The organism is Cardinium endosymbiont cEper1 of Encarsia pergandiella (assembly GCF_000304455.1).
In the GTDB taxonomy this organism is placed as follows: domain Bacteria; phylum Bacteroidota; class Bacteroidia; order Cytophagales; family Amoebophilaceae; genus Cardinium.
This window is the reverse complement of record NC_018605.1, coordinates 641,320-657,749: the sequence shown is the minus strand read 5'-3', so window position 1 is coordinate 657,749 and position 16,430 is coordinate 641,320. Positions and strand designations below refer to the sequence as shown.

Below are 16,430 nucleotides of genomic sequence, written 5' to 3'. Positions count from 1 at the left end.
TTATCGGCACAGTTGGGCGTTCTTTATCTTTTTGATGCGTGTTATAGCCATCTCTTGTGCGACTTCTTGTGTAGGGCGTATGGTTTCTTCAGCTTGATTTAATACATCAAGGCAGATGCTATACAGTTGTTCTATACGTTGTTTGACCAAATCTGGAGAAGTTGTTTTTAATTCCGTAACAGCATTAATTAACCCACCTGCATTGGCTAAAAAGTCTGGTACATATACAATACCTCTTTCAAGCAACCGTTTCCCATCTCCTTCTTGATTAGCTAGTTGATTATTGGCTGCACCCACCACAAGGGCACAATTCAGCATCGGAATGGTTTCACTATTTAAAACTGCACCTAAAGCACATGGGGCATATATGTCTAAAGGCCAGCTGTGCAACCGTTCTATAGCTACTACTTCTACCTTACAGGCTGCTGCTATGGCTTGAAGCCGATTGGAGCAGATATCGGCCACATAGACAATCGCTTGCGCTTGGCATAACAATTGTGCCAAACAATAGCCAACCTTACCTATCCCAGCTATACCAATTTTTTTCCCCGCTAAGCTATCTGTACCAAAAGTTTTTTTTGCCGCTGCTTTCATGGCAACGTAGACCCCATAGGCGGTATGTTCTGAAGGATCACCACTACCACCTAATGCGAGCGGAAGGCCTACAACGTGGCGGGTTGCTTTGGCAATATATACCATATGCTCCATGGTGGTATTGTAGTCAGGTGCAGTAATGTAATGGCCACCTAGCCGATCTATAAAATCGCCATATTTACGGAGCAATGGTTCGGTCAATTCAGTCCCTTTTTGTTTGATCAGTACTGCTTTACCACCACCGACGTCTAACCCAGCTATAGATGCTTTGTAGGTCATGCCCCGGGAAAGACGGAGTACATCCTTCAGGGCCTCCCTTTCATCCTGGTATTCAAAAAAACGTACCCCTCCAACAGCAGGTCCTAATGTAGTATCATGTATGGCAACAATTGCTTGCAAACCGGTTGCTTGATCTTGAAAATAGACGACTTGTTCGTGTCCTTTTTGTGAAAAATGGGTAGTGTCATTTATGTAATTGGTATAGGTAGAAAAATTTTGTTCGATTATTTTCATAGGGGCTGATAAAGGTTATTTAGATTGAAAAGATGAATGGCATATATAGCTGATCTAGGGCGTCGGCCAGGGAAACTAGCAAAAATATAGAACAAAACAATATATACAGTCAAAAAAAAATAGAACGTAAGCAACCGTTTTTTTTAGTAGTATTTGGGTCTTTTGCTATCTATATAACTGGCTCAATAGCGGCAAAAGTAGTACCAACTGTTAGATTATAGCAGTACCACACACGACCTTACCTGTTTCAATGAATAGGATAAGGCAAAATAGCTATTGATCCATACATACATTTGTAACGGAAGGGTGGAGCAGGGGGGATTCGAACCCCCGGTACCCTTTTAGGGGTACACCCACTTTCCAGGCGGGCACCTTAAGCCACTCGGCCACCACTCCAATAACGCTTTTTATAAAAATAAAGTTTTTTTCTATCTCAGAAAAATAAAACAGTTCTATTCAGCGGTTTATTGGCTGCATTATTTTACAATTTGCAAGGTTTTTATACAAAACAACTCAAAACTTGCTGATTAACCAATACAAGTTGGATCATTTTTTACTAAAAAACAAACAATTATATGTTATTTTAAGGCTGACGAAATATTGGCCTATGAAAAATAATTCTATCTCTAGAGATAGAAAAAATAATAACAAAAATGTCTTATTTAGGTCTATTTTTTATCAAAAGTGAACAATGTATTGTATATATACAAATTAGTCCTTATTATTCATACAAAATATATTTTATAGTACTAATTTGTAACCAATTGAGCTATGGCATCATTTTTCAACATACCACTTTACATGGTGGTTTCTTTTCTTGCATTCACCTTAGTAGTAGGTATGTATTTCAGTCGAAAAATTACTTCTTTTCGGCAATATGCTATAGGTGATAAACAATTTGCCACCGCTACTTTAGTGGCTACTGTATTAGCTACTGCTTATGGAGGGGGCGGTTTGATACGTTCCGTACAGCAAGTGCATAATCTTGGCCTTTACTGGATCATCTTGACTCTTTTGGCTGGATTTGATCTTTATATTATCAGTAGGTTGGCCTTATATATGGGTCCATTTATGTATCACCTTTCTATGCCAGAAACGATGGGTAGCGTATATAGCAAATATGCACGCATGATTGCGGCATTATCTGGCATTTGCGATGCCATTGCTATGATTGCTGCGCAAATCAGTGCCATGTCTTTGGCTATCAATATGTGTTTAGATGGAGTATCTCCTAAAGCGATTACCATTGTAGTTTCCCTAATCCTTATCTTTTATTCTAGTTTTGGGGGTATTCGCGCAGTTGTTTTTACAGATTTATTGCAATTCATAACTTTTACCCTCATTATTCCTATTTTAGCATGGTTTATCTTTAAAAGCACAGGTAAATCAATTCTAGAAATCATTTCTTTTTTACAAAACCAGGAAAAATTTCAATTTAGTAGTGTATTTCATTTTGATACGAATTTAGTAGCTATGGGATGTCTTTTGCTGAGTTTTTAATGGGTTATATAGAACCTCCAACTATGCAACGCATCTATATGTCTGCTAACTCAATTCAAGCTAGAAAAGTTTTTTGCTATTCTACTCTTTTCAGTTTTGTCATTACCATTTTTATCATTCTAATTGGTCTATTTGTCTTTGTAAGTGCACCAGCATTACCAGTGCCAGCCATTTGGGGACATATCATGGCCAATGTACCACCTATTTTTAAAGGAATGGTTTGCATCAGTTTACTAGCCATGGCTATGTCTACAGCTGATTCTAAACTCAATGCCTGTGCCATTATGATTAGCCATGATATGCTGCAAAGTATACGGGGCCCAAAGCAAGCACCTTATGTGCACCAGCTCCGATTGGCTACATGGACCAGTGCAATCATTGGTCTATTGGCCATGCTATTGACTTTTTACTGTAATGATCTATTGAATTTGCTGAAATTAAGTTTAGATTTCTCGCTTCCTATAGCAACCGCGCCTTTTGTCTTAGCTGTTTTGGGATTTCGCGGGAGCTCTCGTACGGCTTTGATCGGTATGGTAACAGGTATAGTATCTATTTTAGCTTGGAACAAATGGATTGAACCCACAACGGGTATCAATGGTTCTTTTATTTGCATGTTAGCCAATGGTATAGCTATGATGGCTGCGCACTATCTATTCAAACAACCAGATGGTGCAGGATGGGTTCAGCCACTGACGGATGATGCATCTAAGCAAATGCAACAAGTGCATATGCGTAAAAAAGCAGCACGAAAAGAAGCGATTAAAAATGGGTTGATGCATATTAAGGATACTTTGGCCAAGCTTCAACCTAGCCATGCAACCCTAAGATGGATGGGGCTTTATGTGGTCATCACTAATTTGCTGGCTTACTTTATAGCCTCTATTACTGACTATAGCTGTTGGCTCATACCACAACTCTTAGTAGGTGCTTGCTTTTTAGGGTATAGCACATTTCTCCCTAAAAAGGTAATGCCTATTCCACGTTGGCTAGTTGGACTATTTTGGCTAATCGGTTTATTTTTTTGTTTGCCTATCAATGTGCTTTGGCATTGGTGGCATAAAACCACTTTGCCCTTAAACTTAGGTTTATTTTTGGCCCATTTGGTGGTAACCTTATTCGTTCTTCCACTATATCTCGGTCTAAGTATTTTAACCGTGACGTTATGCATAGCCATCTACTTGAGTATTTTCTATTCCACCCAGCCATTGGTCATGGTCCTATCTCCATTAGCCGTTGCGTGGCTACTACTGCTCTGGTTGGGATTGGGATTACTGATTTTCGCCATTTTTATTAACCTTAAAGTTAAAATGCATACCTGCTTTCAACAGGTAAACTATCTCAAGGATAGAGAAAAGATGCGAACCGCTCAAAAACTTAAGGAAGCACTTTATGACGCAGCTATGGTTCCCTTTACAAGTTGTAGTGCGCCTAAAGGCTATGGTTCTATTTTAGGAAAAGCAGTGGGTAAAATGGAGGAGTCTATTTCCTTTTTAGACAGCAATATGCCTCTTTATAAGCAAGATTTTCAGAGTATTATAAATAAGCTTTACGACTGGGTGGCTTATTTCAATAAAAGAGAGAAGGCTAAGGACCATGCACTTTTGAAGCTTACTAAAATTAGCTTAGATAAACTGATCGATAAAGTAGAGTTTGTATTGTGCCAAGAAGTTGATGATCCACCTACGATGTTTGTAGAGCAAATAAAAGGGGGCAGTGGCCTACCATTTCCTTATATTATATGTGACATTCATCAAGTTATTTACTCATTGGTGCAGGCTGTTTTACGGGTGAGCAGCAAGTTAGATGGTGTCAGTGCACCCATGGTTGGCATACAATTGCATCCGACTGCTTTGCAGTTTAAGCAATCAGATCCTATAGGCGATGGCCATCCTACCTCTATGCTTTTTCAGGCTATTGGACTAGTCGTTCATAGTGGTGCAATCACTTCTGAGATACTTCTCAAGATCAAGCCTTTATACGATGATAGAATGAGTATAATGGGCTCTGAAAATCAGCAAGAAGTACCACTATCTATAGATCTACAACAAGAAACCATATACAGTATGATTCGTGCCCATTATGGCTATTTAGAATATCCTTTTGATGCCAAACAACAAGCTATGCTATTGGTACTTCCTATTGATGGGACAGCAATTCGTGATAAGATGATGGTCAAGCTGCCTATAGATTGCCTCACATCAGAGACGCCTGTTACCTCTAAAGAGCAGGCTGATTCTATGATGGTATTAATGCAGTTCCATGACTATGTTTGCAAATCTACCCATGAAGTCGATCCTATTGATCCTAGAACGATTTCAAATCTACTTCTATTACTCAGAAAGTCTTTTGGCTTTAAACGCCATTTCTCAGGTCAATTGTTTTATGTACGTGTAGTAGGTATTGCCAAATTGGTAGTAGAATGGGTCTTCCATTCACCTAAAGTGATTTATGCTTCTTTATTATATGAATTGGTGCGTCATACCTGTATACCGCTTTCTTATATCAAGGATCATTATAACTTGGGTGTTTATGCTTTTGTATTAAATGTACTAGGGGTAGATAAACGGCAAGATTTAGACCATCCTTCGTTGCTTTATGTTCAGAATCGCTTAAAAGAAGCTATTAAAAAAGACCATATACAGCTTTCTGTTCTTTTTATCAAATTGGCCGAACGGCTCTATGACTTACGTCACGCAGAAGGCTATATTATGCTGGAAGAAGTAAAGTATATGGCTCAGGAAACCCTTATTGTGGATGTTAAGCTGGCAAATAAGTATTTGGGTCCTGAAATAGCAGAAGCATTAACTACTGCAGCCCAACAAGCATTAAAGACCTACTATCGTAAAACCGCTAGCTAGGTCACCTTGATAGGGGTAATGCAATCGCATTTAATTGGAATTAATAAAAATTTTATTACATTAAAGAGTTCAGCAAATGAATAAAATTATTTTTCCGAATCGAGCAAAATAGACGCAGGCTTATTGGGTTGCTTTTAAGCTATTTTACATAGCTCAACCAGGTCATTATACTGGCAAAACTTCTTTAAATCATAAACATATGCCAGAACAAATGCCAAAACAAAATTTAAATGTCGATATAAACAAAAAAGATAGACATGGAAACACGCCACTTCATTTGGCAATTTTTGAAGGTAATGCGGAACAGGTTAGGCTATTGTTGCAGGATAAAAAAATTGATGTAAATGCAAGAAATAACTATTATAACTCTGCCATACATTACGCCGTTTCTGAGGAGCATATAGCATTGCTTAAAGTATTATTGGAAGAATCAGCCACTATTGATGTAAATGCAATAGACAAAGATAGCTATGCTTCCCTGCATTATGCATCATTCAACGGCCATTTAGAGATGGCACAACTATTAGTAAAGCATATAAATATTGATGTGAACATCAAAGATAAATATAAAAATACACCATTGCATTATGCTGCATTTGAGGGTCATTTAGAAGTACTTAATCTGTTGCTAACAAACAAAAATATTAATATCAATATCACAAACCATCATGGCAATACGCCATTATATTATGCAGCATCTAAAGGTCATTTAGAGCTCGTTGAGGTATTGGTAGCCACTGAAGGTATTCAGATCATGGTAAAAAATAAATATGGAAGAACCCCATTTGATGCGGCCAACTGGAACAGCCATCCTAAATGTTGTGAAGTATTATATAGTGCCATCCATCAAAAAGAAGCATAATGATGATTAATGTGTAGTAGTCAGGATTTACTCTGACAATTGTTAAATTGTGTTGATATAAATACCGACTATTATTATGAACTTACATCAAAAAATAATTAAACCTAAACTAGGTTTATTAGAGGTAGCCAAAACGTTGGGCAATATCTCATCAGCGTGTAAAAGCATGGGTTATAGCAGAGATAGCTATTATCGTTTTAAGTCCTTATATGAACTAGGTGGTCAGGATGCCCTACATGAGATAAGTCGCAAGAAACCTATATTAGCTAATAGAGTAGATCCTAAGATAGAACAATCAGTAATAGATATGGCCATAGATTATCCAGCATATGGTCAACTTAGGGTATCAAACGAGTTAAAGCAGGAAGGTATACTTGTTTCTCCTGGAGGCGTAAGATCTATCTGGTTACGCAATGACTTAAATAATATAAAGAAACGTCTTAAAGTTTTGGAATCCAAGATGGCTGAAGATGGTCTTGTTTTGACTGAATCCCAGTTATCAGCCTTAGAAAGACGTAAAAATGAACAAGAATCATATGGAGAAATAGATACGGCACATCCTGGTTATTTAGGTTGTCAAGACACTTATTATGTGGGTACCTTTAAAGGTATAGGTAAAGTATATACGCAAGTATTTATAGATAGCTATTCTAGAGTATCTCATGCAAAACTATATACTGATAAGACAGCTCTGACAGCAGCTGATCTGTTAAATGACAGAGTATTACCTTGGTACCAAGAACAAAGTATACCAATTTTACGTATTCTAACAGATCGAGGTACCGAGTATAAAGTCAAAATAGAACATCATGCTTTTGAGTTATTTTTAAGCATTGAAGGTATAGAGCATACGGTTACTAAAGCCTATTCACCGCAAACCAATGGATTTTGTGAGCGTTTTAATAAAACAATGAAACAGGAATTCTTTGATACAGCTATGCGTAAAAAAATCTATACAGACCTGGATGATTTGCAAGAGGATTTAGATAACTGGTTACACTACTATAATCATGAGCGACCCCATTCTGGAAAGTACTGTTACGGAAAAACACCTATACAAACTTGGCAAGATAGCAAAAAACTAGTACTTGAAAAAAATAATCAAATCGCCTATATTAAAAACATGACTGACAACCTAAACTTAACTGACAACTATATACTATAATGAGTCTGTCTTTATAAGTGTGTAAATATTTTTTAGGGTTTATATTTACCTAAATGATAACACTTAAAATAGATGAAAAAAAAGATATATGTAAAGACGGAATAAGCAAGGCGATAGAAGTCCTTATAGACTCAGGTGTAGACCTATCGACTCTGTTTGATCAAGGCGGTTTACTGAAACAATTAATCAAACGTCTTGTAGAAAAAGCGTTAGAATCAGAAATGGATAGCCATTTAGGTTATACCAAATATAGTCGTAGTGCTTCAGAAAATGCTCGTAATGGTTTATCTAGTAAGCAAGTTATAACTGATAATGGTGTTATATCGGTTGATGTCCCCCGAGATAGATCATCGGCTTTTGAACCTGTTTTATTACCTAAGCGTCAAAGAAGAATCCCTTTCAAATACAAGAATTGTATGGAGCAGAAGTTAGTGAAAGCCTGATAAGTAAGATCACAGATTCTATTATTGAAGATGTTAAGATATGGCAAAATCGTCCCTTAGAATCAGTTTATCCAATTGTTTTTTTTGATTGTTTTGTAGTTAAGGTTAGACAAGACAAACGCATCATGAATAAGTCAGTCTATGTTGCGTTAGGTATAGATCGATTAGGGATAAAAGATGTTTTAGGACTATGGATGAGTGAAAATGAAGGATCTAAGTTTTGGTTAGGTAATTTGACAGAGCTCAAAAATCGTGATATGCAGGATATGCTGATTGCTTGTACAGATAATTTATCAGGTATGTCTGAGGCAATCGGTGCTGTATATCCTAAAACAGACCACCAACTCTGTATCGTTCACCAAATTAGGAATAGCTTCAAGTATGTATCCTATAAAGATAGGAAAGCATTATCTGCTGATTTAAAGCCAATTTATACATCAGTAAATGAAGAAGAAGCACTAATGGCATTAGAAACTTTTGCCAACAAATGGGATAAACAGTACCCACAAATAGCCAAGGCTTGGTATGACAATTGGAATAATCTGATGGTATTTTTACAATACCCTAATGCAATACGTAAAGTTATTTATACAACAAATATTGTTGAATCTGTAAATAGTCAATTCCGTAGAGTTACTAAAAATAAAAGAGTGTTTCCTAACGATTTAGCTGTTTTTAAAACCTTGTATCTAACTATTAACTACATAACCAGAAAGTGGACCATGCCTATGCATAATTGGAGTGAGGCTATAGCACATTTTTTAATTAAATTCGAAAATAGAATTTAAAACACATAAAAATATTTTACACACTTAAATGGACAGAGCCCACTTCGTAGTCTCGTGCTAGAGCTAATAAATTTAAACCATACTAGGGAAAAGAAGAAAGGTATACAATGTAATTATGAACCCAATATAGTAGTGCTTATAGATGAGTATGATGCACCAATTGTTAATCTAACCAAAGGTTCTGACCTAGAACAAGGCAATATCAAAGTGATGAAAGATTTCTTTATGACTTTAAAATCACTAAATGAATGCTTTCAATTCACTTTTATCACTGGCGTAAGCAAATTTAGTTTATCTGATATTTTTTCAGGGGCTAATCATCTAGACGATATTACTGTTGATATATTTGCTGATGCTATGTTTGGTTACACGCAAGAGGAAATAGTGAGAACTTTTTCAGTCTATTTAGAAGGCATTTCTTTAGAATGGAATAAAGGTAGTGATAAGAAAATAACTAAAGAGGTGGTAATGGAACATATGGGACATTACTATAACGGTTACAGGTTTCATGAAAAGGGTGCTTCTGTTTACAATCCATGGTCTACGCTCAAGTTCTTTAAAAGTGGTAAACTAGAAAACTACTGGTACGAATCAGGCAGCCCAACCATACTTATTAACCAGATGCTATCAGATCCTGATAGATTTGATCTTAATATGGATAATTTCCAAATGGAAGCTACCAGAGATGAACTCATGTATACAGGCAGTAGGAATGAAATTAGTTTAAAATCGCTGATGTTTCAAACGGACTATTTAACCATTCATTATTATGATGAAGCTACTGGTCTATATACCTTAAAATTCCCTAACAAAGAAATAGAAGCCTCTTTTCAGAAGAGTATAAAGTCCAGTTTAGAAAAGAGTGTAAAAGATTATTTTATACAAGAGCGTGATAAAATTAGAAGCGCATTAGCTGATCAAAAAATTGAAATCTTCATAGAGCATATCAACACAGCCTTTGCTACCCTTCCTTATTATATCGATACGAAACAGGAAAAACAGTACCACAGCAATTTACATATGTTGCTACAAGGGTTGGGTTTTCTAGGCGGTAGGAAAATGCAGATGTATAGTGAATCAGCTTCCAGTCAAAGTAGATCAGATATTGTGCTAGAATTAGAAAGGGTAATATACCTTATAGAAATCAAATATAGATCCAGTGGGCAGATAGGCTTAGAACAAATTAAAGCAAATGGATATTATAGACCTTACTTACTCAGACAGAAAACCATTATACTACTAGGCATTAATTTCAATGAGGAAACCAGAATGATAGACGATTGGAAGTATGAAATACAAGAAGACCATCTAAAAAAATAAAATCGTTCAATTCATATATTTTTAAAGCAACTTAAGGTTCTGTCGCGTTTGTTTTAAGGGAGCGGTTATTTTAGTAATTTTAGTTAAAAATTGACTAAAATGTTTAGTATTACCCGTAGATTATTGCCCTATTTTAAAGGATTTTGTTCTTCACCAGAGTTAATCCTTCTATTTGTATATATGAAATGTCGTTTTTCTTTAAGCTATAGAGACTTGGAAGAGATGATGCATATGAGAGGCGCAAAGATTGACCATTATACCTTACAAAGGTGGGTCATTAAGTTCATTCTACTCATAGATCAAGAAGTAAGAAAAAGAAAACGCCCAGTTGGTAGTAGCTGGAGAATGGATGAAACTTACGTAAAACTAAATGGTAAGTGGATTTATTTATATAGAGCAGTAGATCGTTATGGAGATACAGTTGATTTTTTTCTAAGTGAACGTAGAGACAAGTCTGCAGCTCTTTATTTTTTTCGTAAGGCTATCAAAGAAAATAACACTCCATACAAAGTGGTAGTTGACAAAAGCGGTAGTAATAAAGCTGCACTTGATGCTTTAAATACAGAAATAGATCAAGATCACAAGATTCAAATATTTCAAAATAAATACTTGAACAATAGAGTCGAACAAGATCATAGGTTTATCACAAAACGGATAAAACCTATGTTGGGATTTAAAAGTTTCCATTCAGCTAACATTACCATTACAGGAATAGAAAATATTAGAATCATTCAAAAAGGACAATTAATCGGATCTAAAAAACAGGTATCTACTTTTGAGAACTTTGCTAAACTTATGGCCGCATAATATCCAAAATTCAAGACAAGGGAGACAACTATACAAAATTAAATACAGATGCGACAGAACCGTTTTTATTGGAGTAGTCGGCAGGATCGTGTAGCGCATAGTATAATCTATTTAATTTTTCGTTGCTCAGATCTATTCTTTTTTATTATACTGACTAAAGTAAAATATATTGTATGAATGGTTATGAAAATCACTAAGCGCTGTCACTTTCTAGTAGTACAGTTATTTAGCGCACTGTTAGGTTGGTTGATCTCAATAGTCCCTATTTTTGGAGCAGTAGATGAAAAAGCACTTGAAATTTTAGAAAAAACTTCTGCTTACTACCAAAGTCTAGAGAACTTTAGTGCGACCTATAATTTGACCATTCAGTATCCAGAAGAGGATACCATTCGGCATGGTAAAATGTGCATCACTGCTCGAGGGCCACAATATAGATTATCGTATGACCAAAAAGAAACTATAACAGATGGAGAGACGATCTGGGTATACGATAAAGCGTTAAAAGAAGTGACTATTAGCGAATATGCTAAAACAGATTCTGATCTGAATTTTGCTGAATTATATAATCTCTATCAAGAAGGCTATTTATCTGTTTATATCGGGGAACGTATCGTACATAAAACCAAAAATATAATGCGAGATATTGTCCAGTTAACGCCTCTTGATAAAGATAGCAGCTTTAAAAGTATTACATTGGAGATCGATCGTACGACCACACAAATTCATAGATGGGAAGTAGTACAAAACGAAGAAACAAGGTATATTTGTACAGTTTGTAGTTTTTCTGTGAACATTCCCTTATCAGATGCTTATTTTACATTTGATGTTGGTGCCCATGGAGACTTAGAAATAATAGATCTACGAGAAAATGAAGAAGAGATGGATGTAGATGAAATCTAGCATTTAAATGGTTACATGCTATAAGAAAAAATAGTATAACCTTATTGTTCCTATTCAAATAAATGGCTGGTCGTAAGGTGACAGACCGAATAGCCTATTTAGGTAGTTTTTCTTGCTATATACATTACTAATTTATGGAAATTATTAAAGAACATTTAGATCAAGCTGAGTGCAATATGGATAAAGCTTATGTCCATGCACAAGATGCTTTTGCAAAAATTAATCCTGGACGCGCACTTCCTACTATGTTACACCATTTGATGGTAAGCTATCATGGCCATCCAACTCCATTGCAGCAATTGGCTTCAATTGCTACCGTTGATCCGCGTACTTTGACTGTTCAACCATGGGAACAAAGTGCGATTCCCCATATAGAAAAAGCGATTGCAGAAAGTCAACTTGGATTTTCCAGCAGAAATGATGGACGTATGGTAATGGTTACCTTACCGCCTCCTTCTGAAGAAAGACGGAAAACTTTGGTAAAACTCATTAAAAGTGAAGCAGAAAAAGGAAAAATAGTGATTAGAAATCTTCGCCGTGACTATAAAGAAATATTAAAAGCTACCCAAAAAGATGGTATACCAGAAGATGCTATAAAAAGGGCAGAAAAAAAATTACAAGACCTTACAGATGGCTACATTGATAAAATCAACCATCTTTTAACGATAAAAGAGGCAGATCTGATGGCTGTATAGTGGACTCAAAGTGCATAGTCTAGCCCAATCGCTCGTATAAGCTTGGTTGTTATTTTTTGCATAACTATTTCGTGTCATTTTAATCTCTATATACTACTTATAATCAAATTGCCCAAATCTTTTATGGATTCCCTAGATGGTAGCTTTAAGTAAGTCTAGGAAAATACCATACCATTTACTTTTAAACCAGTAGGATAATAGATCATGCTCACCATAGCAAATTTACATGTAAACATAGAGGGTAAAAAAGTACTAAATGGCGTAAACCTTGAAGTAAGCGCAGGTCAGATACATGCTATTATGGGACCTAATGGTGCAGGTAAAAGTACCTTAGCAGCTGTTTTAGCTGGTAAAGCCGGGTATGAAGTTACACAAGGCAGTATACTGCTGCATGGTCAGGATCTATTGGAGCTAGCGCCAGAAGCCAGAGCGGCACTTGGTCTTTTTTTAGCTTTCCAATATCCTGTTGAAATTCCAGGTGTAACGACTACCAATTTTTTAAAAACAGCGATTAATCAAATAAGGAAACAAAGAGCCTTACCCCCTTTAGATGCCGTTGCTTTTCTAGAACTTTTAAAAGAGAAGCGCAAACTGCTCCGTATGGATCACACCTTGGTACAGCGTTCACTCAATGAAGGTTTTTCAGGAGGCGAAAAAAAAAGAAATGAAATGTTGCAGATGGCTCTGTTAGCGCCTTCTTTAGCAATCCTGGATGAGACTGATTCTGGTCTAGATATTGATGCGTTAACCATTGTATCACAAGCCATTAATCAGTTGCGTAGTGCAACCAATGCCATGGTCTTGATTACCCATTACCAAAGGCTATTGGATCATGTGGTTCCAGATTTTGTGCATATTTTCTATGATGGAACAATTATACAATCCGGTGATTTTACACTTGCCAAACGATTGGAAAAAGAAGGATATGGCTGGATTGCACAACTCACCTAATCACCATCTATGAAGGAATTTACAAATTGGTTAACAGGGATTTTTAAAAATTTTTCTGTTACGGACCCTTTCTATACAGAAAGGCTATGGGCATTTGATAGGCTCAACCAGCCTAATTTTATAGCCAGCCAAACAGAACACTATAATAACCTGCGTGAAATGGTTGAGTTGTGGATCCATCAGCCCTACGATTACCCTATAGCTAAGCAGACTTATTCCCCAGTGGATAGTAATGTAATCCAAACCCTAACGTTCACTTTTGTAAATGGAATATACGTCCCCTCGGATTTTCATGACCTCCCTCAGAATGTGAAGTTGCAGAAGTTACTAGATCTGCCACTGCTAAAACAGAAAGAGGTACTGACAACCTATATGGATGATATCCGGTCTAGTGATGATCTATTTATCCTATTGAATAGGATGTTGTCTCAAGAGAGCTATCTACTAGAGGTTACATCAGATACACAAAAAGTGATTGTCCTGCAACATATTGTGACTGATTCTGCGCGTCATGTAGTACCTCAGCTGATGATTAACGTAAGCCAAGGCAGTAAAGCAACGATAATAGAAAATTGGTCTACCTTATCGCATAATCCGCATGCTTTGCTCAACCATTTTACCCATATTTTATTAGCAGAAGCGGCCCATCTATCGTATCATACCCTTTATACAGATGCCCCATCTTGTTACCAAATTAATACCCTCTATTGCAATCAAAAAGCCAATACCACCTTTACCCATCATACCTTTTCCTTTGGTACTGCTATGTTGCGCATGCACCTTAAGACCCAAATTAATGGCAGTCATGCCCGTGCTATGCTATATGGTTTATCAACAGTTGGTGTAAAAGAAAGAGTAGCGCACCAAATCGAAGTGATCCATACTGCCCCCCATAGCTTTAGCCAACAACATTATAAATCCATCTTAGGCGGTCAGTCAATAGGGCGTTTCAGTGGTAAAATTTACCTTACAGCTGCCGCACAGCAAACCAATGCGTATCAAACCAATAATGCCCTTATTCTATCCGATACAGCCCGCCATTACGCCAAACCACAATTAGAAATCTATGCAGATGATGTCAAATGTTCCCATGGTGCAACGACTGGGCAATTGGATCCTTCACAATTATTCTATTTGCAATCACGTGGTATAGGAGCTCCTTTAGCCCGAAGATTATTATTAGAAGCTTTTGGTAGCACTATCATTGGTTCTGTTTCTTTACCCACATTACAAGATCATATATACGATAAATTCGTAGCAAAGCTTGTAAAATTGTAGTATATTTTGCCTATTAACCTAGTGAATTGCGCTTGATGTTTTCTGCTCGTCCCTTAGATATAAATCAGATTAGGTCTTTTTTCCCTATTTTAAATCAAGAAGTTTATAATAAAACCTTAGTCTATTTTGATAATGCGGCTACGGTCCATAAGCCTTTTTCAGTTATAGATACTGCGTACCATTTTTATCAGAAGGATAATGCCAATATCCATCGTGGGATGCATGCCTTAGCTGCTCGTGCCACTACCGCTTTAGAGCAAACCCGTTCCGCGGTGCAAAAATTTATACATGCACCTGAGGTAGAAAATATTGTTTTTACTTCAGGTACTACAGAAGGCATCAATTTAATTGCATCCACTTATGGAGCGATGGCAGTAGGTGAAGGGGACGAAGTAGTCGTTTCTGAAATGGAGCATCACGCTAACCTCATTCCTTGGCAATTGCTTTGCAAACGGCAAAAAGCTACTTTAAAGGTGATTCCTATAGACGATACAGGACAATTGGATCTAACCCATTGTACCTTTTCGCCCCGCACCAAAATCGTTGCACTAACCTATGTGTCTAATACATTGGGCACCATTAATCCTATTAAAACCATTATAGACCAAGCACATCAAGAAGGTGCCATTGTCGTCGTTGATGGCGCACAGGCCGTGGCCCATATCCCGATTAATGTTACCGACTTGGATTGTGACTTCTTTGTCTTTTCTACCCATAAGGTCTATGGTCTAACTGGGTTGGGCATTCTATATGGTAAAAAAAAGTGGTTAGAAAAGATGCCGCCCTACCAAACAGGTGGCGGGATGGTCCAACAAGTTACTCTAACAGAAGTGTGCTATCATGATCCTCCTTATAAATTTGAAACAGGGACACCACCATTGGCCTCGATTATCTCTTTTTCAGAAGCAATCAAGTTTATTTCAAGTGTAGGCTATGCCAAACTAGCTGCCCATGAAGAAAGCTTACTTGCCTACGCATTGGCTGGTTTGGCTCGTATGCCAGAAGTAAGATTGATCGGAACGACTAGCCATAAAGCACCTATTATTGCCTTTAATTTGACCAATATGCACCATTTAGATGTAGGTCTATTTTTAGATGCTGAAGGTATTGCTGTGCGTACAGGCCATTGCTGTACTCAGCCACTTATGCAAAGATTTGGGATAGACGGTGTAGTCCGCATTTCTTTTGCGATCTATAATACCATTGAAGAAATTGATCTATTTTTAGAGATATTACAACAAATTATTGATAAAGGGAACCGTTCATATGGTAAAAATAGCATATAAGACCACATATAAGACCATTTGTCAACATCAAGACCAAATCATAGATGCCTTTACCACCTTCTCCGGTGATAGAGTCGCTATGCTAGACTATCTTATTGATTTAGGCGATACATTGGCTCCTATGGATACCTTCTATAAGACAGACCACTATTTGGTACAAGGCTGTATGTCCAAGGTATGGGTAGCCGATGTACTTATAGAAAAACAACTATTTTTTCAAGCCGACAGCAATACAGCCATTACAAAAGGGTTAATCAGCTTGTTATTGAAGGTATTGTCTGGCCAATCTGTTCAAGATATTATAGAGGCAGATCTCTATTTTATAGAAACCATTGGCATAAACGCATTGATCGGATTTCAACGTGCCAGTGGGTTGGCACATATGATTAAAACCCTGAAAATAAGAGCTTTAGAGAATAATCACATCATCTGTCATGCCTAATTTTGGGCTAGTTTAAGTATCATCTATT

General features: G+C 36.9%; 13 protein-coding genes, 1 tRNA gene and 1 pseudogene. 13 read left to right on the top strand and 2 right to left on the bottom strand.

Features of this window, described 5'->3' with window-relative positions; translation table 11 throughout:
• Window positions 1-1,107, bottom strand: a complete 1,107-nt coding sequence (locus AL022_RS02910; RefSeq protein WP_014934782.1) for a Glu/Leu/Phe/Val family dehydrogenase — start codon at window positions 1,105-1,107, stop codon at window positions 1-3.
• Between the two features lie 307 nt (window positions 1,108-1,414).
• Window positions 1,415-1,503: transfer RNA gene (locus tag AL022_RS02905), tRNA-Ser, on the bottom strand.
• Between the two features lie 375 nt (window positions 1,504-1,878).
• Here AL022_RS02905 and AL022_RS04600 point away from each other — a divergent pair.
• The 13 genes and pseudogenes from AL022_RS04600 to AL022_RS02835 all read left to right on the top strand — a co-directional run bounded on the left by AL022_RS04600 (window position 1,879) and on the right by AL022_RS02835 (window position 16,402).
• Window positions 1,879-2,607, top strand: coding sequence for an SLC5/6 family protein (locus tag AL022_RS04600; protein WP_014934778.1), 729 nt, complete (start codon window positions 1,879-1,881; stop codon window positions 2,605-2,607).
• Entirely contained in the window at window positions 2,586-5,465 is a 2,880-nt protein-coding gene (locus tag AL022_RS02895; RefSeq protein WP_014934777.1) for a sodium:solute symporter family transporter, read from the top strand. The genes AL022_RS04600 and AL022_RS02895 overlap by 22 nt, the downstream gene beginning before the upstream one ends.
• A gap of 211 nt (window positions 5,466-5,676) precedes the next feature.
• The gene (locus tag AL022_RS02890; protein ID WP_158309915.1) at window positions 5,677-6,327 is read left to right on the top strand and encodes an ankyrin repeat domain-containing protein; all 651 of its coding nucleotides are present in this window, start codon (window positions 5,677-5,679) and stop codon (window positions 6,325-6,327) included.
• Window positions 6,328-6,403: 76 nt separating this feature from the next.
• Entirely contained in the window at window positions 6,404-7,492 is a 1,089-nt protein-coding gene (locus AL022_RS02885) for an IS481 family transposase (protein ID WP_014934650.1), read from the top strand.
• Between the two features lie 68 nt (window positions 7,493-7,560).
• Window positions 7,561-8,723 (top strand): annotated as a pseudogene (locus AL022_RS02875) (IS256 family transposase).
• 54 nt (window positions 8,724-8,777) lie between these two features.
• Entirely contained in the window at window positions 8,778-10,043 is a 1,266-nt protein-coding gene (locus tag AL022_RS02870) for an AAA family ATPase (protein WP_014934773.1), read from the top strand.
• Window positions 10,044-10,142: 99 nt separating this feature from the next.
• Window positions 10,143-10,850 (top strand): IS6 family transposase, encoded by a 708-nt coding sequence (locus tag AL022_RS02865; protein ID WP_014934772.1) that lies wholly within the window; start codon window positions 10,143-10,145, stop codon window positions 10,848-10,850.
• Window positions 10,851-11,033: 183 nt separating this feature from the next.
• The gene (gene lolA1 / locus AL022_RS02860; protein ID WP_041546117.1) at window positions 11,034-11,750 is read left to right on the top strand and encodes an outer membrane lipoprotein periplasmic chaperone LolA1; all 717 of its coding nucleotides are present in this window, start codon (window positions 11,034-11,036) and stop codon (window positions 11,748-11,750) included.
• A 134-nt stretch (window positions 11,751-11,884) separates the two neighbouring features.
• Window positions 11,885-12,445, top strand: coding sequence for a ribosome recycling factor (frr, locus tag AL022_RS02855; RefSeq protein WP_014934770.1), 561 nt, complete (start codon window positions 11,885-11,887; stop codon window positions 12,443-12,445).
• A gap of 204 nt (window positions 12,446-12,649) precedes the next feature.
• Entirely contained in the window at window positions 12,650-13,396 is a 747-nt protein-coding gene (gene sufC, locus AL022_RS02850; RefSeq protein ID WP_014934769.1) for a Fe-S cluster assembly ATPase SufC, read from the top strand.
• 9 nt (window positions 13,397-13,405) lie between these two features.
• Complete coding sequence (locus AL022_RS02845; protein ID WP_014934768.1) at window positions 13,406-14,674, top strand: SufB/SufD family protein; 1,269 nt, start codon at window positions 13,406-13,408, stop codon at window positions 14,672-14,674.
• Between the two features lie 35 nt (window positions 14,675-14,709).
• Window positions 14,710-15,960, top strand: a complete 1,251-nt coding sequence (locus AL022_RS02840) for an aminotransferase class V-fold PLP-dependent enzyme (RefSeq protein ID WP_014934767.1) — start codon at window positions 14,710-14,712, stop codon at window positions 15,958-15,960.
• Complete coding sequence (locus AL022_RS02835; RefSeq protein WP_014934766.1) at window positions 15,941-16,402, top strand: SufE family protein; 462 nt, start codon at window positions 15,941-15,943, stop codon at window positions 16,400-16,402. The genes AL022_RS02840 and AL022_RS02835 overlap by 20 nt, the downstream gene beginning before the upstream one ends.
• The last annotated feature ends 28 nt before the right edge of the window (window positions 16,403-16,430 follow it).